Here is a 19,292-nt window from a genome sequence, read left to right as displayed (position 1 = left end):
GCTGTCGTCCTCCTTGATTAGTTGAGTAGTTGTAAGACGCCTTGTGGTAAAGCGTTCGCTTGGGCAATCATTGCCATTCCGGATTGGTTTAAGATATTGTATTTCGCGTACTCCATCATCTCGTGTGCCATATCGGTATCGCGAATCCGTGATTCAGCCGCGGTTAAATTTTCACGACTGATGCTTAGGACAGCATTTGTCGCTTCAAAGCGGTTTTGAATGGCGCCGAGTTTAGAACGCTGTGCTGAAACTTGATCAATCGCTTTCGAGTAGAGACTGATTGCTACACTCGCACTGTCACTCGTCATGACACTGAGGGCGTATTCTGGTGTTGCGGCGTCACTTTTGTTAACTAAGGCAACGCTGTCTGCCGTCGGTTGAGTTGTCGTACTGATCGCTAGGTTTAAAGCCTGCATGTCCTCGACCGAAATCGTGATCCCTTCGTTGGCACCGGCATTCGTCTGAATGTAGAGGCCCTTTGTCGGATCTGAAAAGTCTCCAGTCATGATGGTTTTCCCATTAAATTGCGTAGTTTGGGCGATTCGAGTCACCTCGTTCGTCAGTTGGTCAATCTCGGACTGAATCGAAGTACGATCTCCCGGTGCAAGCGTACCGTTACCGGCTTGGACGGCGAGCTCGCGCATCCGTTGTAATAAGTTATGTGTTTCACTCATGCCGCCTTCAAGTGTCTGAACCATCGAGATCCCGTCGAGGACGTTTTGCTCCGCTTTATCAAGCCCTTTCAGTCGATTGCGCATTTTTTCAGAAATCGCGAGACCGGCCGCATCATCGGCACCGCGGTTGATTTTTTGACCGCTTGATAATTTATCCATCGTCGTTTTGACGTTCAGTTGGTTGGCGCTTAAGTTTCGGTACGCTTTTAGTGCCTGTACGTTATTTGTGATCCGCATTAATAATCCATCCCTTCATAGCGTTCATGGTGTGTTGCCCGGACGAGCGGGCGTTCTTTTTTTAAGCTGGCCGCTTGCCACGTGACGAGTAACTCTTCTGCCAGTTGGAGTAGTTCCTCTAAAATGGTTGGCGTCATGTAAGCATGTAGTGTCTGTTCGGCTAAGTAGTGATAGAGTGCGTCGAGCTGACCGGTGATGATGCCACCGTCGTCATGGAGTCCTGCCTGGAGCTTCGTCAAGAGTTGATAGGCTTTTTGTAAACGTTCGTTGATTTCGTCGAACCGGCGAGCGTCGCGGGCGAGTAACGACCGGTCGTATTGTAAGACGAGTCCTTGCAGCATCGCTTCCGTCAGTTGTTGCGGTGTCATTTGAAACAGTTCTTGTTCTGTCATCGGTCCCGTCCTTTCGCATGATCGAGTTCTTCAATCAATAACAATAATTCGGCCATCACGTCGTAGAGTTGCGGCGGGATGGCTGTTCCGAGGTCAAGATCGAGTAAGTGACCGAGCAGCGATGTATCGTGTTCGATCGCGACGCCGCTCGCGCGTGCTTCTTGTAAAATCCGGTCCGCTGCTTGTCCGGTCGCCCGGGCGACGACGATCGGTGCGCTGCCTGCTTGTTCATCATACCGTAGGACGGCAGCGGATTTCCGATGTTTTAAATCGATTTTTTGATACATGGTTCCTCCTTAAATCCGGTAGTCGTATCCGGCAGGTGTGTCGGCTGGTTTGACAGGTTCTGGTGTCGTCTGTTCTTTCGTAAACGGACTGAACCGAATCCGGACGTCTTGAAATCCGGTCGCTTGTAACGCGTCCGTCGTCCGGTCGAGGAACGGTGTCGCGAGCCGCTCAAGGATCGGTAAATCATTTTCGATCGTGATTTGCATCTTGCGGTTGACGGTTTCGACGCGGACGCCGATATCGCCGAGCCGTGGTGTCTCGAGCTGGACGTACAGTGTATTGTTTTCCCAGTCGATCACTTCATCCGGGCGTTTATTTTGCAGGTGGACATGTAATCCGGCCGTCCCTTCGACGAGTTGGACGGGTAGTGCGAGCAACAGTTGTTGGAGTTGTTGACCGGCGTCCGGTTTATTGATTTGTTGTTGTGTCGTCAAGAACGTCTGCAGTTTCGCTGCTTCCGGGTTCGCGGCTGGTGTCGCGAGCTTCAACTCGGCTGTCTGCAGTTGGAGTGTTTTTTGGATCGTCTCCTGTAAGACGCGTGGGCTGTTTTGGCTTGGTTCATATGGCAGCGGGCGGCTCGGTATTTGTGAGGTCTGTGTTTGTCCGCTGACAGGACGAACCGGTTGATTGAGCTCCGGTAAGTACGCCGTCCGGACGTTCGCCGGTGTGAAGCGGAACGCTTCGAATCCGACCCGGACTTCCTGGAGAAGTGCTTTTGCTTCCGTTCCGCGACCAGTCGCGGCAAGATCGGCACCGCGCTCCAGTTTCGAGAGCCACTGAATCAATTGTTTTTCATCCCGCATCGACGTATGTAACATTGCATCCGTCTGTTGGAACGTTTGGCGAAGCCGGTTCGCCGTACTCTCGATGACTTGTGCCATCTGTGCCGGACGCCCTTCGACGAGTGGTTCAATCTGTTTGAGTTGTGAGACGATCGTCCGCTGATTACTGCGGAAGTCGTTCGTCATCTCGGCCAGTCGTGGCGTGACTTCGCGGACGACCGTTAACGCCGACCGGACGGGTTCCGTCGTCTGGCGCGCAGCGGTCAATGCCGTTAACTGCTCGAGCTTCGTCGGTTCCGGCGCTTCGAGCGTGACGGGGAAGTGCGGGCGCAGTTGCTCCCGTGCCTGCGTCAACGCACCGCGTTCGATTGTTTCGACAATCGCGGCTTGCTCGTTCAGGGGCAGGTGGTTCACGATTTGCCGAAGTCTTGGCGCATTCGCTTGCTCGATGTCTGCTTGTGTCGGCAAGGTCGTTCGAGCAACATCGAGCGCGATGGCAGTGCCGAGTGTCGGTTTATCGACGACGGCCTGACGTTCCGGTAACAGGTCGACGAGTGAATCCGTTTCAGTCAGCAGGCTGCTGATCAACGCATCGACGTCCGTCGGCAAGGCACTGTCGGAAGGGCGTGAGACGAGAGCGACGACGAGATCTTTGTACGTTCCCTGAAGAGCGGCGACGAGCCGGGCGACGGTTTCCTTCGTTTGCGGCAATTGTCCTGTCGCAAGCAGTCGGGCGACAGCTTGTTTTAATTCTTGTGGCAATTCGTCGAGCAAGGTCGGATCAATGCCAGTTGCATCGGTCTTGACGGAGCCTGTCGGCGCTATGTCCGGGGTATCCGTCAATTGTTCAATCAAATAGCCTTCTGCTGTCGCTCCCTTTACCTTAAACTGGAATTCTCCTGTTGGGACGTCACCTGTGAACGTCATCTCGATTTGGTCACGTCCTACTTGGACTAGTGCCGTATTCGGTCCTGTTTTTTCAAGAACGGTCCCACTATAGGCTTTTTTGTCGGACAACGTCGTTGGTGTCGACGAAACGGCTGGACTGCTTGGTTGCAACTGGATGTTCATCGAAGCACCTCCTGTTCAATAATTTCTTCATCTTATTATATATCGGCATAAACAAAAAAGGATTGAGCGAAATTATCGCCCAACCTGTTTTTTTTAATGTTTAATTGAATTAAAGCGTTCCTCTAGTGTCATCGTGTTCAATTGTTGGTAACGAGCCATCAGCTCGCCAGTTGCTTTCATTTGGTTACGGACGATGTAAGGAGAGGCATTTACAGGAAGGATCATGCCATTACGAGTTTGGAGTTTCGTTTGTCCGTCTTCCTCGATGATGTCGGACATGTGGCTCCAGGCGTACCACTCGCAATCATCACGTTTTGGTGATTTGGTAGGGAAAAAGACAAGGCCGAGCGTCGGTTCGATGACGACTGGAACTTTTCCTTTGACAGAAGCGACTCGCTTTGCAACGACAATTCGTTCTTCGATGGAACTGTTGTACTGCCTACAGGACAGCTGCAGGAGTTGATACGGACGAAGCGGGGTCTTGATCGTTGAACCGTCTTCTAAAACGATGATGGATTGTTTCATCATGTCGTAGCAGGGCAAAATAGCAATGGTTTTTCTGGTGATTTTGTACTTTTCGTCATTTTGGAATGGTCGCATTCGACTACATCCTCCTCGATAGGACAATGGATAAAACAGGTAAATACTAAATATATAATACAATATTACAAATGTAATGACAATGTAATTTTTTGAAATGTAGAACAATGAAATAGACATCAAATTCTTTCGGAGAAATACTTAATGAAATAATCAGAATTTTCAATTGTCAATAATTCCTTCTTTTGATAGACTAAGCGGTAGGGAGCTTGCTCTCGAACTCTGGTTTGCGAAGGGAACGTGAATTCGAATGGAACAAGGTAAAGTAAAATGGTTTAATGCTGAAAAGGGTTACGGCTTCATCGAGACATCGGACGCAAAAGACATTTTCGTCCACTTCTCAGCAATTCAAGCAGACGGCTATAAGTCACTTGAAGAAGGCGAAGAAGTTGAGTTTGAAGTCGTTGACGGCGATCGTGGCCCACAAGCTGCGAACGTTACAAAACTTTAATCCGAATAGCAGCCGCCACCGTCTTTAGGCATTGTCTAAAGGCGGTTTTTTTGTTTCGATTTAGTTTCGTAAGGGTATATACGCTAATATCACCACACAAAACTATTATAGTACGCTAAAGATTGAGGGGGATGTTCAACAGAATGTCATCGTTTTCATTTCCTTGTATCATTTATCGTGGTATAATAAATACGAACCAAAAGAATTTTGAATCTTCAGAAGGAAACGACTGAAGTTTAGCGAATTCATAGGTTCAACCGGTTACTTAAGGAGGAGTTTACATGATCTACAACATTCGCGGTGAAAACTTGGACGTCACAGATGCTCTCAAGGATTACGTCGAGAAAAAGCTTGAAAAGTTAACTCGTTATTTTACAACTCCTACGGAAGCGCAGACGGCTTATGTCAATCTCAAAGTCAACAATGAGAAACAGAAAGTCGAAGTGACGATTCCAATGCCAAATCTCTTGCTTCGTGCAGAGGATGTAAATGGCGACATGTACGCAGCAATCGACCTCGTCGTCGATAAGCTCGAACGTCAAATCCGGAAACATAAAACGAAAATCAACCGGAGAGGACGCGCCAAAGAAGGCGGCATTGGCGAATACTTTAAAACGCTCGAAGGACCGGAGGCAGAAGCACCTGTCTACGAAGAGGATGAAGCGGAACTCGAACTCGTTCGAACAAAACGTTTCACACTCAAGCCGATGGATACGGAAGAAGCGATTCTTCAAATGGACATGCTCGGTCACACGTTCTTCGTCTTCTCAGACGCTGAAACGGGTAACACGAACGTCGTTTACCGTCGAAAAGATGGTCGTTACGGCTTGATTGAACCAGAATAATGAATGTACAAGGGACTCGCTCTTAGGAGTGGGTCCCTTTTTGATATGTTAGAAAACTATATCTTAAGTCGATGCGTATGCTACATAGATCGAACAGGACGAGACGTCACGTCGTCCGCTTGTTGAAATTTGACGCTGTATTCGGTACACTGAATAAAGGAAAAATCTCGGAATTCTGTTCATATAAAGAATCGTTCGAAGTAAGGGGACTGTATGGCATGGCTAATTTTCTAAAAGAGTTATTCGCACCGACGAAACGTGTCCTGAAAAAAGCAGAAAAAGTGGCAGACGCCGTCGAAGCATTCGAGGAACAAGTGGGTGCTTTATCAGATCAAGAATTAGAAGGTAAAGTGGTGGAGTTCCGGACGCGTCTTGCGGGCGGAGAAGATTTAGATGATATCTTACCGGAAGCATTCGCCGTCTGTCGTGAAGTTTCGACGCGTGTCTTAGGCATGCGCCATTATCGTGTCCAATTAATTGGAGGATATGTCCTTCACAACGGTGATATTGCTGAAATGAAGACAGGGGAAGGGAAAACGCTTGTCGCGACGCTTCCTGTCTATTTGAACGCACTCGCCGGCAATGGCGTCCACGTCATCACCGTCAACGAATACTTGGCGAAACGTGACCGTGACATCATGGAGCCGCTCTATGCGGCGCTCGGTCTATCGGTCGGTTTGAACCTGTCAAGCATGTCGCGTCAAGAAAAACAAGCAGCCTATAGCTGTGATATCACGTACGGAACGAACAATGAGTTCGGTTTCGACTACTTGCGTGACAACATGGTCCTGTATAAAGAAGACCGTGTTCAACGTCCGCTTTCTTATGCTGTCGTCGATGAAGTCGACTCGATCCTCGTCGATGAAGCACGGACACCGTTGATCATTTCAGGTTCTGCTGAGAAATCGACGGCCCTTTACTCACAAGCAGATACGTTCGCGAAGATGATGAAGGCAGATGAAGACTATACGGTCGACATCAAAACGAAAAGTGTGCTCTTGACGGAGCAAGGCATCGACCGCGCTGAAAAATACTTTGGCATCGACAACCTGTTTGGTCTCGAGCACGTCGCCCTTAACCATCACTTGAGTCTCGCGCTCCGTGCGAACTCCGTCATGCACCGCGACGTCGACTACATGATTCGGGAAGATGAGGTCATGATCATCGACCAATTCACGGGTCGTGTCATGGAAGGACGTCGTTACTCAGAAGGACTGCACCAAGCGATTGAAGCGAAGGAAGGCGTCGAGATTCAACGTGAATCGATGACACTTGCAACGATCACGTATCAAAACTTCTTCCGGATGTATACGAAGCTTGCCGGTATGACCGGTACGGCGAAGACGGAGGAAGAAGAGTTCCGGAACATCTACAACATGCATGTCGTTCCCGTTCCGACGAATAAGCCCGTCATCCGTAACGATCAGCCTGATTTGATTTTCAAGACGATGAACGGGAAATTCGCTGCTGTTGCAGACGAAATCGAACGTGCCAACCGCGAAGGACAACCGGTCCTTGTCGGTACGGTCGCCGTCGAAACGTCTGAGCTCCTCAGCGGGATTCTCAAGAGACGCGGCATCCGCCACGAAGTCTTGAACGCGAAAAACCATGCACGGGAAGCAGAAATCATCGAGAACGCGGGACAAGCGAACTCGGTCACGATCGCGACGAACATGGCCGGACGCGGTACCGACATCAAGCTCGGTGCAGGTGTCATCGAAAAAGGCGGTCTCTACATTCTCGGGACAGAGCGTCACGAATCACGCCGGATCGATAACCAGTTACGTGGTCGGGCCGGTCGTCAAGGTGACCCGGGGGCATCCCAGTTCTATCTTTCACTCGAAGATGAATTGATGCGCCGTTTCGGTTCCGATTCCCTGCAATCGATGATGGATCGTCTCGGAATGGACGACTCGCAACCGATTGAAAGCCGGATGGTCTCACGTGCCGTCGAGTCCGCTCAAAAACGGGTCGAAGGAAATAACTTCGACGCACGGAAACAAGTCCTCGGTTATGATAACGTCATGGCTGATCAACGGAAAGTCATGTACGCGGACCGGGCAGCGATTCTTGACGCCCAGTCTGTCTCAGACATCGTTCGTCCGATGATGGAACAAACGATTGAATCAGGTGTCCATCAGTACACGCCAATCGAGTTCGTACCGGAAGAGTGGAGCATCGGTGCACTCGCGGATTGGTCGAACCAGACGCTTGCCGTCGAAGAAAAAGTGACGGAACAAGAGTTGTTCGGCAAAGAACGCGAAGAAATCATCGAACTGCTCAAAGAGCGGACGTTCGCACACTACGAACACAAACGGTCGGAAGTACCGGCTGAAGCGTTTGACGAGTTTGAAAAAGTCATCGTCTTACGTGCCGTCGACCAACACTGGATGAACCACATCGATCAGATGGATCAGTTGCGTGAAGGGATTCACCTTCGTGCTTACGGTCAAAACGATCCGCTGCGGGAATACCAGTCGGAAGGTTCAATGATGTTCGATACGATGAACGCGGCAATCGCGGAAGAAGTGACACAATTCGTCCTTCGTGCTGATCTTGACCCGAACTTGAAACGCGAAAAAGTCGTCAAGGATGAAGTCGCCGTCTCAGGCAAAGAGGACAAGGTCGTTAAAAAAGCGCCTGTCCGCAAAAATCCGAACGACCAAATCGGACGCAACGACCCATGTTGGTGCGGATCCGGTAAAAAATATAAGAACTGTCACGGCCGTCAGGCATAAGTGATGAATCGACTGAAAGAGGCGGGAGATTCCTGCCTCTTTTGACGGAAAGAGAAGGTGGAACACAATGGAATTAGCAGAAATACGCAACACCGCCGAGTGGATGGAGAAGAAACTCGGAGAATATAAGGCATCGCTTGATTTAGAAACGAAGATTTCCCGGATCGAAGAGCTCGAAAACGAGATGACGTTCCCGGACTTCTGGAACAATCAAGAAGAAGCCCAAAAAGTCATCGACGAGTCGAACGGTTTGAAGGCGATGGTCGATAAGTACCAACACCTCGCCGATGGACACGAAAACATCGTCTTGACGTATGAATTGATTAAAGAAGAGCCGGACGTCGAGTTGCAAGAAGAACTCGAGTCGGAACTCGGAGACATCAAACAGAAGTTCGACGAGTTTGAATTACAAATCTTGTTGAACGGCGAATACGACGCAAACAACGCAATCCTTGAGCTGCACCCGGGTGCGGGTGGGACCGAGTCGCAAGACTGGGCTTCGATGTTACTCCGGATGTACCAACGTTTTTGCGACAAACAGGGCTGGAAAGTCGAGACGATGGACTACCAACCAGGTGACGAAGCCGGTGTTAAATCGGTCACGCTCCGTATTCAAGGGCACAATGCCTATGGATACTTGAAGGCGGAAAAAGGAATCCACCGTCTCGTCCGGATTTCACCGTTTGATTCGTCAGGCCGCCGTCATACATCGTTCGTTTCATGTGACGTCATGCCGGAGTTCAACGATGACATCGATATCGACATTCGGACGGAAGATCTTCGTGTCGATACGTACCGGGCGTCAGGTGCCGGTGGACAGCACATCAATACGACCGACTCAGCCGTCCGGATCACGCACGTGCCGACGGGCGTCGTCGTCTCGTGTCAACAAGAGCGTTCGCAGATCAAGAACCGTGAAGCGGCGATGAAGATGTTGAAAGCGAAACTCTACCAACGTGAAATCGAGGAGAAACAAAAGAAACTCGATGAAATCCGTGGCGAAAAATCGGATATCGCGTGGGGTAGCCAAATTCGTTCATACGTCTTCCATCCATACAGCATGGTCAAGGATCACCGGACGAACTATGAAGTCGGGAATACGCAAGGGGCAATGGATGGAGACATCATGGGCTTCATCGATGCCTACCTTCGTTTACTCAATATGTAAGAAGCACCTACCGTCGACGGTCAAGTCGGCGGTTTTTTTCAAAAAGGAGGACATGAGATGATCATTCGTCAGGAAAAATTTAAGGATGCAGCCGCGATTCGCCGCGTGCATGAAGCAGCGTTCGAACAGGCGGCTGAAGCGGATTTAGTCGACGCCTTACGGGAAGATGACGAGGCGGCACCACGTTTCAGTCGGGTCGCCGTCGCTGATCGGGGAGAAATCGTCGGGCACGTCTTGCTGAGCCGGATTTACATCGAGGACGTCCCGTCGCTCGCCTTGGCGCCGGTCGGCGTCATGCCGGTCTGGCAACGAAAAGGCATCGGGTCAGAGTTGATCCGCCAAGTCATCGAGGACGCCCGGGAAGCGGGGGAACACCACATCGTCGTGCTCGGTCACGACAGTTATTATCCGCAGTTCGGATTCGAACGGGCGATCGATTACGGGATTGAAGCACCATTCCCGGTCCCGGCTGAAGTATTTCTCGTCATGCCGCTCGTCCGAAATGGCTTAACGGGCGTCAAAGGGGCGGTCCGTTATCCGAAACCCTTTAGTGCGGTATAAGAGAACCACTGCGAGTTGGTCGGACGGGCTAGTCGTCACTTCCCTTTTTGCGCTAAAATAAAAAACGGGTTCTAGATTTTAAGGTAAGGGGAAATGCAACGCCATGACATCAACGCGTCAGGAAGTCGTTCGCGACTATGTTTATTTATTATTAGGTTCATTATTCGTCGCCAGTGCGTTCAGTCTGTTTCTCGCACCGAATCAACTCGCCTCAGGAGGCGTCAGTGGGCTATCGATTGTCTTGAATGATTTATTCGGGATTTCACCCGGACTGTTCCAGCTCGTTGCGAACGTCCTATTGCTCGCGATCGGCTGGATGATTCTCGGGATGGGGTTCGGCGTCAAGTCACTCGTCGGATCGATTTTTTTGCCCGTCGTCATCTTGATTTATGAACGGTTCGAGGTCCCGGCAGCGACGATGAATCCGATGCTCGCTGCGATTTTTGGCGGGGCCGGCGTCGGAATTGGACTCGGTCTGATTTTTAAAGGTCGGGCGTCGACCGGCGGGATGGATTTAATCGCCCAGATTTTACACCGGTTTACGAAGTTACCGATTCATTTGTGCATTGCCTTGCTTGACGGGACAATCGTCATCAGTGCCGCGATTATCTTCTCGCTCGAAATTGGTCTGTATGCGCTCGTCGCTTTGTTCATCACGATTAAGATGATTGATATCGTCCAGCTCGGAATCACGAACGATAAGCTGGCCTACATCATTTCTGATCAACGGGAAGCCCTTGTTAAAGAGATTTTCCAGACACTCGATCGCGGGGCAACGGAAATCGAGGCAGCGGGTGCCTATACACGGAAACGGAAACCGATGCTGATGGTCGTCGTCCGTCAAGGTGAAATCACGACGTTGAAAGAAATCGTCAAACACATTGATCCGGAAGCGTTCCTTGTCGTCAGTGAGGCCCATGAAGTACTCGGACTTGGCTTCACGGATGACAAACGGTATCACAATGTTCCGTAAACACATCGAAAACGTGAAGTTTTTGTGAAATCACGCTTAGAAAACATCAAGAACGGTTATACTCTAATAGGTAAGAACGTTGATTGGTATTTTTTAAGGGGGGTATACGGATGAAGTTAAAAAATCTTTTACTCGCGGCAGGACTTGGCGCGACACTCGTACTCGGCGCTTGCGGCAGTGATGATTCCAGTTCATCGGATACAACGAAAGAAGACACGTCGATGAATGACGATTCGTCAATGAACGATGATTCTTCAAAAACAGAATCAGCGGTCGACGCGGAAAAAATCTTCGCGAATAACTGTGCCTCATGTCACGGGAACAATTTAGAAGGAAATGTTGGACCAAACTTAACAAAAGTCGGTTCAAAGTATTCGTCTGAAGAGATCCAGGACATCATCAAGAACGGTAAAGGGCAAATGCCTGCCGGAATCCTGAAAGAGGACGAAGAAATCGTTGATGTTGCTGATTGGTTAGCAGAAAAGAAATAAGCATAACTATGTGAAAGTATGGGGTAAGAGATGACAGACACGACATGTGTTCGTCATTTCTTATCCCTTTTTTTATGAAAATCAGCCGGAATTGACATTTGATTGTAATGTGGTTTTTTTTTATGACTGTTATAATGGAAATCGGTAGGTTTTAAGACCTAGCTGATCACCCCCAGTAATCAAATAAGGATGTGAAGTAAGTGATCAAGATGCAACAAGTTAGTAAAATATACCCGAACGGAGTCACTGCACTTCGTGAGGTCAATTTGACGATCAATCAAGGTGAGTTCGTCTATATCGTTGGACCTTCTGGAGCCGGCAAATCAACATTCATGAAGATGATGTACCGCGAAGAGAAACCGACGAGCGGTTCATTTTTGTTTAAAGGAATCGAAGTCGGTAAATTAAAAAACCGTCAAATTCCAGAACTCCGTCGCCAAATCGGCGTCATCTTCCAAGACTTTAAACTCCTCCCGTCACTGACGGTGTATGAAAATGTCGCATTCGCACTCGAAGTTGTCGGAGACGATAAAGCGCAAATCCGTAAAAAAGTAAACGAGGTCCTCGATCTCGTCAAACTCAAACATAAAGCACGGAACTATCCGGATGAGTTATCGGGTGGGGAACAACAACGGATTTCGATTGCCCGAGCCATCGTCAACCGTCCGTCACTCGTCATCGCTGATGAGCCGACAGGAAACCTTGACCCGGATACGGCATGGGAAATCATGGAGGTCTTCGAAGAGATTTATCGCCGTGGGACAACGGTCGTAATGGCGACACACAATCGAGACATCGTTAACAAAATGCGTCATCGCGTACTGGCGATCGACGGTGGAAAAATCGTCCGTGACGAAGAGAAAGGAATGTACGGCTATGAAGTTTAATGGATTCCGTCATTTACGGGAAGGGTCGAAAGGTCTTGTCCGAAACGGCTGGATGACATTCGCCTCTGTCAGTGCCGTAACCGTGACATTATTACTCGTCGGAATTTTCGCGATGGTCATGTTCAACGTCAACAAGATTTCAGACAACGTCGAAAAAGACGTCGAAATTCAAGTGTTCGTCGAACGCGAGGCCGATCAAGCAAAAATCGACGCCGTTGGTTCAAAATTAGAACAGATGCCGGGTGTCGCGTCTGTCCGGTACAGTTCAAAAGAAGATGAACTGAATCGTTTTAAAGAACAGTTAGGAGAAGGATCGCAGGCGTACCAGTCGGTCGAGAAGGATAACCCGCTTCACGATCGCTATATCGTCAAAGCAACTTCCCCAAATGAGACAGAAACTATTGCAAATACAGTCAAAAAAATGGAAAATATAGATAGTGTCGAGTATGGCGAAGATTACGTCGAGAAGATGTTCAACTTCCTTGAAGGGGTACGCGTCGGTGGAATCATCTTAATTGTCGGTCTGACCTTCATGGCGATGTTCCTCATCTCGAATACGATCAAAGTAACGATTTTCTCGCGTCGTCGGGAAATCGAAATCATGCGTCTCGTTGGAGCGAAAAACGGCTTCATCCGTGCACCGTTCTTCGTCGAGGGACTCTTGATGGGTGTACTCGGAGCATTGATTCCAATCGCTGTCGTCTATTTTGGTTATGAAGTGACATACAATGCCCTTCAACCACAACTCGTATCTTTAAATGCATCAATCTTTAATTTGATTCCACCTGGTGAACTATCCGTTCAAGTCGCATTGATTTTACTTGCGCTCGGTGCCTTCATCGGAGTATGGGGATCAACGACGTCACTCGGACGTTTCTTAAAAGTATAAGTTACGAAAAAACAAAATATAGAGGAGAGATGCTTCTCATGAAGGTTCGATTCTGTTCAGCTGTGCTCACCTTGGCCCTGGTTGGTTCAAGTGTATCCGTTCACGCCGTGTCTAAAGAAGAATTGTTGAAGGAACAACAGGAGGTCGAGTCCCGTCTGCAAGAGACGGAACGATCACAGGATCAGACATCTGAGAAGTTAATCTTGACGAAAAAAGAACGCCGCCTCGCAGAGGAGCGTTTGGATGAAGTCAACAGCCGTTTGGATGATTTAGCGAGTGAAATTGCAGATCAACAAGCGGCTGTTTCTGCATCAAAAGAAGAGTTGCAAGCGATCGAAGAAGCGATTAAACAAACATTGTCCGAGTTACGGGCGCAGGAAGATTTACTTGGGAACCGGCTTCGTGCCGTTCAGCGGGATGGCGACATCAAATACATCGAAGTGTTGCTCGACTCAAAAGATTTCGGCGATTTAATCTCGCGTTTTAGTACTGTCAGTGAAATCATTAAACAAGATGATGGTGTTTTGAATGCCTATAAAGCAAATGTCACGGAATTGACGGAGCAACGCGCAAGTCAAGAACTCATCCTCGGTCAGCTTAAAAAAGACCAGCGGAAACTGTTGATTCTTCAGACGCGGATCATTGCGGAATCTGAGTTGAAACGAAAATTGGTCGTCCAATTGAACGATCAGGTCAAACAATTGAAGCAGGAGCAGTTCACGAAGGCGGAAGAAGCCCAAATCTTAGCGGATCAGCAACAATTGATTAGCACGCAACTGACGGAACTCGAAGAAGCCGCACGTGCCGCTGAACAAGCAAAGATAAAGGCGGAAGCAGAACGTCTCGCCCGTATCGAAGCAGCGAAACGTGAGCAAGCGGAAGCGGACGACGCGCAGGCGGCGGACCGGACGGCATCGCCAACGACGAAAACGCAGCCAGTACCATCTGCGACGGATCATGCAAAGCCATTTCAATTACCTGTCTCCGGTTACGTGTCCAGCCCGTTCGGTCCACGGAACAATCCGTTGACCGGCAAGTCGGAGATTCATACGGGCATCGATCTCGTTAATGCTAAAGGAACACCGATTCAGGCAGCGGCAGGTGGTATCGTCCTGCGCGCCGGAAGTGCGACAGGATACGGGAATGTCGTGATGATCACCCATCTGATCGACGGGAAAGTCTGGACGACGGTTTACGGACATCTTGATTCCGTCGCCGTGAAGGCAGGGCAAACGGTCATGCCGGGGACGGTCATCGGAAAGTTAGGTTCGACAGGCTGGTCGACTGGTCCTCATCTTCACTTTGAGATTCATCAAGGGGAGTGGGCGGTCGGACAACCGAACGCGGTCGATCCAGCCCCGTACATCTTTTGATTGATCTATAGCTCTTTAGCGAAAAGATAGGGTAACCTATCTTTTTTTGCTATACTGAAAAAAATAGCAGGTTTACACCGGAAACGAGGAATCAAGCGTGAAAAAATCTACAACGGCAGTCATAGCAGTCAGTACATTCGGACTTGGCCTAGGGGCAGGCGCAGTCGGTATGTTAGCAACAGGTGGTACCGACACGGTGACGACCAGTTCATCGGGCGAATCGGGGGACTGGAAAAAGGTCGATCAAGTCCGCCAGATGATTTCACAGTATTACCTAGAAGATGTCACGGATCAAGAATTGCTTGAAGGAGCACTCAGTGGGATGACGGAAGTGCTTGACGATCCCTACTCGGTCTACATGGATGAATCGGAAACTGCGTCGTTCAACACGAATCTGTCTTCATCGTTTGAAGGAATTGGCGCGACACTGGAGCAAAAGGGTGAGGCAATTGTCATCGTCGCTCCGATTAAAGGGGCACCCGCTGAAAAAGCAGGAATCAAGCCGGGTGACGTCATTATAGAAATCGATGGCAAGTCGACGAAAGGTCAAAAGACGGATCAAGCTGTCAAAAAGATTCGTGGTGAAAAAGGGACGGAAGTCGTCTTGACGATTCAACGCGGGGGACAAGACCCGATGAAAATCACGATTGAACGCGATACGATTCCGATTGAGACCGTTTATTCGGAAACAGAACAAGTGAACGGGAAAACGATTGGTGTACTCCAAGTGACTCAGTTCTCTGACCCGACTGCAGAAGAGTTCGAAAAGCAACTCGCTGCTCTCGAAGCGAAGAATATCGATGGACTCGTCATTGACGTCCGGGGAAACCCGGGCGGACTGTTGACGGCAGTTTCGAAAATGATTGCGCCATTCATTCCGAAAGATACACCGATTTTCCAGGTCGAAGACAATAAAGGCGACCGGACGCAGGAATTCGGGAAGGCGGACGCGAAGAAACCTTATAACATCGTCGTGTTGGAAGATAGCGGTTCCGCGTCAGCGTCAGAAATTTTAGCCGCTGGTCTGAAAGAAGGCGCCGGTGCAGAAGTCGTCGGTACAAAGTCATTCGGTAAAGGGATCGTCCAAAGTGCGTATGACTTAAAAGATGGTAGTGACCTGAAGCTGACAACGAACAAATGGCTGACGCCAGACGGGAACTGGATTCACAAAAAAGGAGTTAAACCGACCGTTGAAGTCAAACAACCTGCGTATTTCAATGTCACGAAAATATTGACGGATGACAAAGCGCTCAATGTCGGGGACTATGGAAAATCTGTCGAGAATGCACATCTCGTGCTCGAAGCGATCGGTTACGATCCGAAAGGGCAGGATGGGTATTATGGCGACACGATGAAACAAGCAGTCGAACAACTTCAAAAAGATGCCAAGCTCGAAGTCACGGGTAAGATTGACCCGGTGACGGCTTCCGAGATGGAGACACGTCTCTTGAAAAAGTTAGAAGACTCGAAAAATGATGTACAACGCATCAAGGCACTTGAAGTTGCCGCTGAATAAATCACGGAAAGAGGTCTGAATGGGCGTGGAATTATTCGATGGAATCGGTTGGACAGTGATTAGTCTTATCGCTAGTCCAATCCTGTGGTTAGCCATTCTAGTCAGTGTTGTAATCGGTATTCGTCGCGTCAGGCGAGAACGGAACTTGTTCCGCTCGAAATCACGCGATCAACGGACCGACATTTTTGAGACATTGCTGCCCGGTCTGCTCGTCGGGATTGTCTTATCTGCAATCAGTTTGAGTTTACAGGTGACCGTCAGCCCGGTCTTCATTGTCGCCTTTACGGCGCTCGCCGCCGTGACATTGGTGATTGGCGTCGTCCGGTTTAACTTGCCGCTTTGGCCGCTCAGCGTTTTGGCACTTATCGGGTGGTTCGTGACGGATGAACGGATGGACGGGATTAAAGAGGTCGACGCGACGACGTTGCTGTTGCTTGCGAGCTTGACGTTGCTGGCAGAATTGACGCTCGTCGCGTGGCGCGGTCAAAAGCAGTTGTCCCCATCACTCGTCTTATCGAAGCGGGGGCGTTTCATCGGTGGGTTGTCCGCGAACAAACTGTGGTTGATTCCGTTGCTCGTCATTGTTCCGGGCAGTAGTCTCGAGGAATGGTTTCCGCGGTTCACTTTTCCGGAGTACGTCCCGCTCGTGCTCTTTTTCCCGCTCGGCTTCAGTTTTCTGTTCACAGGAAAATTACCGGCTGAGTTGATGCGTCCATTGATTCGGGGTCGCGTCATCACATTGTTACTCGCGGTCTTGTTGACACTGGGTGCGTACGTGACGAACCGGGAAGAATGGTTATTCGGTCTACCGCTCCTGCTCGTCTTGCACATCATCTTGCACCAACGGGTCAAACGTTTGAATCGTTCAGAGACGCCGATTTTCCTCAATGGAAAACGGGGTGTCGTCATCTTGGGGACGTTCCCTGGATTACCGGCATCAGAAATGGGGCTCGTACCCGGAGAAGCCATCTATAAGGTCAACGGTGATTTTGTTGATTCCGAGACGAGCTTCTATGAAGCGATTCAAAAGCATAAACCGTACTTACGTCTCGAAGTGATGAATCATAATGGAGATGTTCGGTTTGCACAACGGGCTTTTTATGAACAAGATCATCATGAACTCGGCATCATGTTCGTCAGTGAGCCGGGGAATCGCCGGACTAAAATTCGAACGCTTCAATAATGAGCATCCTCTATCACGTGAGTGGTAGGGGATGTTGTTGTTTCTTGAGTGAACTTTATCTTTTTCAGAGATAATCCGTACTGGGACTTTTTCTTTTTTGGAAAAACGGGTAACTTCCTAGAAGGAGCACTTCATAATCGAATGTTTGTTCGTAAAGTGATACAATAAAAATAGATTTTTTACGGAATGAGGGGGAAGTTAGCGATGGATTTTGAGTTAGTGTCACCATTTGAACCAGGCGGCGATCAGCCGGCTGCCATTAAACAATTGGTCACCGGCGTCAAGAACGGCGAGCGGCATCAAACGTTGCTCGGAGCGACCGGAACCGGTAAGACGTTCACCGTCTCGAACGTCATCAAAGAGATTAAAAAACCGACGTTAGTCCTGGCGCATAATAAAACACTGGCCGGGCAACTGTACTCGGAGTTCAAAGAATTTTTCCCGAACAACGCGGTCGAGTACTTCGTCAGCTTTTATGATTACTACCAACCGGAAGCGTATGTCCCGTCGACGGACACGTTCATCGAAAAAGACTCGTCCATCAACGATGAGATTGATAAACTCCGTCACTCGGCGACATCTTCCTTGTTTGAGCGAGATGACGTCTTGATCGTTGCTTCCGTCTCGTGTATCTACGGTCTCGGTAACCCGGAAGAGTACAATAATCATGTGTTATCGCTTCGTGTCGGCAATGAGATGGGGCGTAACGAGATGCTCCGTCGCTTGATTGACATTCAATATGAACGAAATGACATCGACTTCCAGCGCGGGCGGTTTCGTGTCCGTGGTGATGTTGTCGAGATTTTCCCGGCGTCACGAGACGAACAATGTGTCCGTGTCGAATTTTTTGGTGACGAAATCGAACGGATTCGCGACATGGATCCGTTGACAGGTGAAATCATCGCCGACCGTGAACATATCTCAATCTTCCCGGCGTCCCACTTCGTGACGGGGGACACACGTCTTCAAAAAGCAATCGCGAACATCGAAGTCGAACTTGAGACGCAACTCGCGAAGATGCGTGAAGACGGGATGTTACTCGAAGCGCAACGTCTTGAGCAACGGACGAACTACGATCTCGAGATGATGCGTGAAATGGGTTACTGCTCAGGAATCGAAAACTATTCCCGTCATTTAAACCTGATGCCGGAAGGATCGACGCCGTATACGCTCATCGATTACTTCCCGAAAGACTTCTTGCTCGTCGCCGATGAGTCGCACGTCACGTTACCGCAAATCCGCGGGATGTATAACGGTGACCAGGCGCGGAAACAAGTCCTCGTCGAGCATGGTTTCCGTTTACCGTCAGCGAAAGATAACCGGCCGCTTCGTTTTGAAGAGTTTGAAGAGAAGGTCAGTCAAGCAATTTATATCTCAGCGACGCCGGGACCTTATGAGCTCGAGCACTCAAAAGAGATGGTCGAACAAATCATTCGTCCGACGGGACTCGTCGATCCGACAATCGAGATTCATCCGATCACGGGGCAAATCGATTACTTGATGGACAACATCCGGGACCGCGTCGCGAAAAATGAACGGGTTCTCGTGACGACATTGACGAAAAAAATGTCGGAAGACTTGACCGATTATTTAAAAGAGAACGGTGTCAAGGTCAACTACATGCATTCGGAAATTAAGACACTCGAACGGATTGAAATCATTCGCGATCTACGGCTTGGTAAGTATGACGTCCTCGTCGGGATCAACCTGCTTCGTGAAGGGCTCGATATTCCGGAAGTGTCGCTCGTTACGATTCTCGATGCAGATAAAGAAGGTTTCTTGCGGTCCGAGCGATCATTGATTCAGACGATCGGACGGGCGGCCCGGAACTCGGAAGGGCACGTCGTCCTGTTTGCAGACAAGATTACGGATTCGATGCAACGGGCGATGGATGAGACGGAACGTCGGCGCAACATTCAGCTCGCGTTCAATAAAGAACACGGCATTACGCCGAAAACGATTCAAAAAGACGTTCGCGGTGTCATCAGTACGACGATTGAAAGTGATGATACGGTCGAAAAACTGGAGAAATTCAATAAACTGAAAAAACCGGAGCGCGAAACGCTACTCGAACAGTTGGATCAAGAGATGCGACAAGCAGCGAAAGACATGCAATTCGAGCGCGCAGCAGAGCTTCGAGATCTTATATTAGAATTGAAAGCAGGTGCCTAAG

Annotated in this window: 18 protein-coding genes; 13 read left to right on the top strand and 5 right to left on the bottom strand. The window is 49.3% G+C overall.

Annotated features, from left to right (window positions below):
• Window positions 1–17 precede the first annotated feature (17 nt).
• The 5 genes from AC0VYQ_RS12455 to AC0VYQ_RS12435 form a co-directional block, all read right to left on the bottom strand.
• Window positions 18–911 carry a flagellin N-terminal helical domain-containing protein gene (locus AC0VYQ_RS12455; RefSeq protein ID WP_475403661.1) on the bottom strand — a complete coding sequence of 298 codons (894 nt, stop codon included), beginning with the start codon at window positions 909–911 and terminating at the stop codon, window positions 18–20.
• The gene (locus AC0VYQ_RS12450; protein WP_475403660.1) at window positions 911–1,303 is read right to left on the bottom strand and encodes a flagellar export chaperone FliS; all 393 of its coding nucleotides are present in this window, start codon (window positions 1,301–1,303) and stop codon (window positions 911–913) included. The genes AC0VYQ_RS12455 and AC0VYQ_RS12450 overlap by 1 nt, the downstream gene beginning before the upstream one ends.
• Window positions 1,300–1,590, bottom strand: a complete 291-nt coding sequence (locus AC0VYQ_RS12445; protein WP_475403659.1) for an EscU/YscU/HrcU family type III secretion system export apparatus switch protein — start codon at window positions 1,588–1,590, stop codon at window positions 1,300–1,302. The genes AC0VYQ_RS12450 and AC0VYQ_RS12445 overlap by 4 nt, the downstream gene beginning before the upstream one ends.
• 9 nt (window positions 1,591–1,599) lie before the next feature.
• The gene (locus AC0VYQ_RS12440; RefSeq protein WP_475403658.1) at window positions 1,600–3,444 is read right to left on the bottom strand and encodes a hypothetical protein; all 1,845 of its coding nucleotides are present in this window, start codon (window positions 3,442–3,444) and stop codon (window positions 1,600–1,602) included.
• A 93-nt stretch (window positions 3,445–3,537) separates the two neighbouring features.
• Window positions 3,538–4,044 (bottom strand): competence protein ComK, encoded by a 507-nt coding sequence (locus AC0VYQ_RS12435; RefSeq protein ID WP_475403657.1) that lies wholly within the window; start codon window positions 4,042–4,044, stop codon window positions 3,538–3,540.
• Between the two features lie 250 nt (window positions 4,045–4,294).
• On the opposite strand from AC0VYQ_RS12435, the gene AC0VYQ_RS12430 reads away from it, so the two are divergent.
• The 13 genes from AC0VYQ_RS12430 to uvrB all read left to right on the top strand — a co-directional run bounded on the left by AC0VYQ_RS12430 (window position 4,295) and on the right by uvrB (window position 19,291).
• A complete protein-coding gene (locus AC0VYQ_RS12430) occupies window positions 4,295–4,495 on the top strand; it encodes a cold shock domain-containing protein (RefSeq protein ID WP_088837765.1) in 201 nt (66 codons plus the stop codon).
• Between the two features lie 281 nt (window positions 4,496–4,776).
• The gene (gene hpf, locus AC0VYQ_RS12425; protein WP_026827559.1) at window positions 4,777–5,340 is read left to right on the top strand and encodes a ribosome hibernation-promoting factor, HPF/YfiA family; all 564 of its coding nucleotides are present in this window, start codon (window positions 4,777–4,779) and stop codon (window positions 5,338–5,340) included.
• 218 nt (window positions 5,341–5,558) lie between these two features.
• Entirely contained in the window at window positions 5,559–8,078 is a 2,520-nt protein-coding gene (gene secA, locus AC0VYQ_RS12420) for a preprotein translocase subunit SecA (protein WP_475403656.1), read from the top strand.
• A 67-nt stretch (window positions 8,079–8,145) separates the two neighbouring features.
• On the top strand, window positions 8,146–9,246 hold the full coding sequence (gene prfB, locus AC0VYQ_RS12415; protein ID WP_034800913.1) for a peptide chain release factor 2: 1,101 nt from the start codon (window positions 8,146–8,148) through the stop codon (window positions 9,244–9,246).
• A 57-nt stretch (window positions 9,247–9,303) separates the two neighbouring features.
• Complete coding sequence (locus AC0VYQ_RS12410; RefSeq protein ID WP_475403655.1) at window positions 9,304–9,807, top strand: GNAT family N-acetyltransferase; 504 nt, start codon at window positions 9,304–9,306, stop codon at window positions 9,805–9,807.
• A gap of 103 nt (window positions 9,808–9,910) precedes the next feature.
• Window positions 9,911–10,780 carry a YitT family protein gene (locus AC0VYQ_RS12405; protein ID WP_029331387.1) on the top strand — a complete coding sequence of 290 codons (870 nt, stop codon included), beginning with the start codon at window positions 9,911–9,913 and terminating at the stop codon, window positions 10,778–10,780.
• A gap of 110 nt (window positions 10,781–10,890) precedes the next feature.
• Window positions 10,891–11,271 (top strand): cytochrome c551, encoded by a 381-nt coding sequence (cccB, locus tag AC0VYQ_RS12400; RefSeq protein ID WP_475403654.1) that lies wholly within the window; start codon window positions 10,891–10,893, stop codon window positions 11,269–11,271.
• A 200-nt stretch (window positions 11,272–11,471) separates the two neighbouring features.
• Window positions 11,472–12,158, top strand: a complete 687-nt coding sequence (gene ftsE, locus AC0VYQ_RS12395; RefSeq protein WP_088837760.1) for a cell division ATP-binding protein FtsE — start codon at window positions 11,472–11,474, stop codon at window positions 12,156–12,158.
• Window positions 12,148–13,047, top strand: a complete 900-nt coding sequence (gene ftsX, locus AC0VYQ_RS12390) for a permease-like cell division protein FtsX (RefSeq protein WP_029331384.1) — start codon at window positions 12,148–12,150, stop codon at window positions 13,045–13,047. The genes ftsE and ftsX overlap by 11 nt, the downstream gene beginning before the upstream one ends.
• Window positions 13,048–13,085: 38 nt before the next feature.
• Complete coding sequence (locus AC0VYQ_RS12385) at window positions 13,086–14,420, top strand: murein hydrolase activator EnvC family protein (RefSeq protein ID WP_475403653.1); 1,335 nt, start codon at window positions 13,086–13,088, stop codon at window positions 14,418–14,420.
• 97 nt (window positions 14,421–14,517) lie between these two features.
• Window positions 14,518–15,936, top strand: a complete 1,419-nt coding sequence (locus AC0VYQ_RS12380; protein ID WP_214766833.1) for a S41 family peptidase — start codon at window positions 14,518–14,520, stop codon at window positions 15,934–15,936.
• A gap of 19 nt (window positions 15,937–15,955) precedes the next feature.
• Window positions 15,956–17,119 carry a PDZ domain-containing protein gene (locus tag AC0VYQ_RS12375; RefSeq protein ID WP_475403652.1) on the top strand — a complete coding sequence of 388 codons (1,164 nt, stop codon included), beginning with the start codon at window positions 15,956–15,958 and terminating at the stop codon, window positions 17,117–17,119.
• 204 nt (window positions 17,120–17,323) lie between these two features.
• The gene (gene uvrB, locus AC0VYQ_RS12370; RefSeq protein WP_371816394.1) at window positions 17,324–19,291 is read left to right on the top strand and encodes an excinuclease ABC subunit UvrB; all 1,968 of its coding nucleotides are present in this window, start codon (window positions 17,324–17,326) and stop codon (window positions 19,289–19,291) included.
• Window position 19,292: the final 1 nt, after the last annotated feature.

It is taken from the genome of Exiguobacterium sp. QJM3NY_9 (assembly GCF_056173545.1).
Note: the sequence above shows the minus strand (reverse complement) of the source record. Positions and strands in the feature narration are given on the sequence as shown.

What these genes read in the sequence shown, in the direction of transcription:
- AC0VYQ_RS12455 (WP_475403661.1), bottom strand. Translation starts at nt 911, where the DNA reads ATGCGGATCACAAATAACGTACAGGCACTAAAAGCGTACCGAAACTTA.
- AC0VYQ_RS12450 (WP_475403660.1), bottom strand. Translation starts at nt 1,303, where the DNA reads ATGACAGAACAAGAACTGTTTCAAATGACACCGCAACAACTGACGGAA.
- AC0VYQ_RS12445 (WP_475403659.1), bottom strand. Translation starts at nt 1,590, where the DNA reads ATGTATCAAAAAATCGATTTAAAACATCGGAAATCCGCTGCCGTCCTA.
- AC0VYQ_RS12440 (WP_475403658.1), bottom strand. Translation starts at nt 3,444, where the DNA reads ATGAACATCCAGTTGCAACCAAGCAGTCCAGCCGTTTCGTCGACACCA.
- AC0VYQ_RS12435 (WP_475403657.1), bottom strand. Translation starts at nt 4,044, where the DNA reads ATGCGACCATTCCAAAATGACGAAAAGTACAAAATCACCAGAAAAACC.
- AC0VYQ_RS12430 (WP_088837765.1), top strand. Translation starts at nt 4,295, where the DNA reads ATGGAACAAGGTAAAGTAAAATGGTTTAATGCTGAAAAGGGTTACGGC.
- hpf (WP_026827559.1), top strand. Translation starts at nt 4,777, where the DNA reads ATGATCTACAACATTCGCGGTGAAAACTTGGACGTCACAGATGCTCTC.
- secA (WP_475403656.1), top strand. Translation starts at nt 5,559, where the DNA reads ATGGCTAATTTTCTAAAAGAGTTATTCGCACCGACGAAACGTGTCCTG.
- prfB (WP_034800913.1), top strand. Translation starts at nt 8,146, where the DNA reads ATGGAATTAGCAGAAATACGCAACACCGCCGAGTGGATGGAGAAGAAA.
- AC0VYQ_RS12410 (WP_475403655.1), top strand. Translation starts at nt 9,304, where the DNA reads ATGATCATTCGTCAGGAAAAATTTAAGGATGCAGCCGCGATTCGCCGC.
- AC0VYQ_RS12405 (WP_029331387.1), top strand. Translation starts at nt 9,911, where the DNA reads ATGACATCAACGCGTCAGGAAGTCGTTCGCGACTATGTTTATTTATTA.
- cccB (WP_475403654.1), top strand. Translation starts at nt 10,891, where the DNA reads ATGAAGTTAAAAAATCTTTTACTCGCGGCAGGACTTGGCGCGACACTC.
- ftsX (WP_029331384.1), top strand. Translation starts at nt 12,148, where the DNA reads ATGAAGTTTAATGGATTCCGTCATTTACGGGAAGGGTCGAAAGGTCTT.
- AC0VYQ_RS12385 (WP_475403653.1), top strand. Translation starts at nt 13,086, where the DNA reads ATGAAGGTTCGATTCTGTTCAGCTGTGCTCACCTTGGCCCTGGTTGGT.
- AC0VYQ_RS12375 (WP_475403652.1), top strand. Translation starts at nt 15,956, where the DNA reads ATGGGCGTGGAATTATTCGATGGAATCGGTTGGACAGTGATTAGTCTT.
- uvrB (WP_371816394.1), top strand. Translation starts at nt 17,324, where the DNA reads ATGGATTTTGAGTTAGTGTCACCATTTGAACCAGGCGGCGATCAGCCG.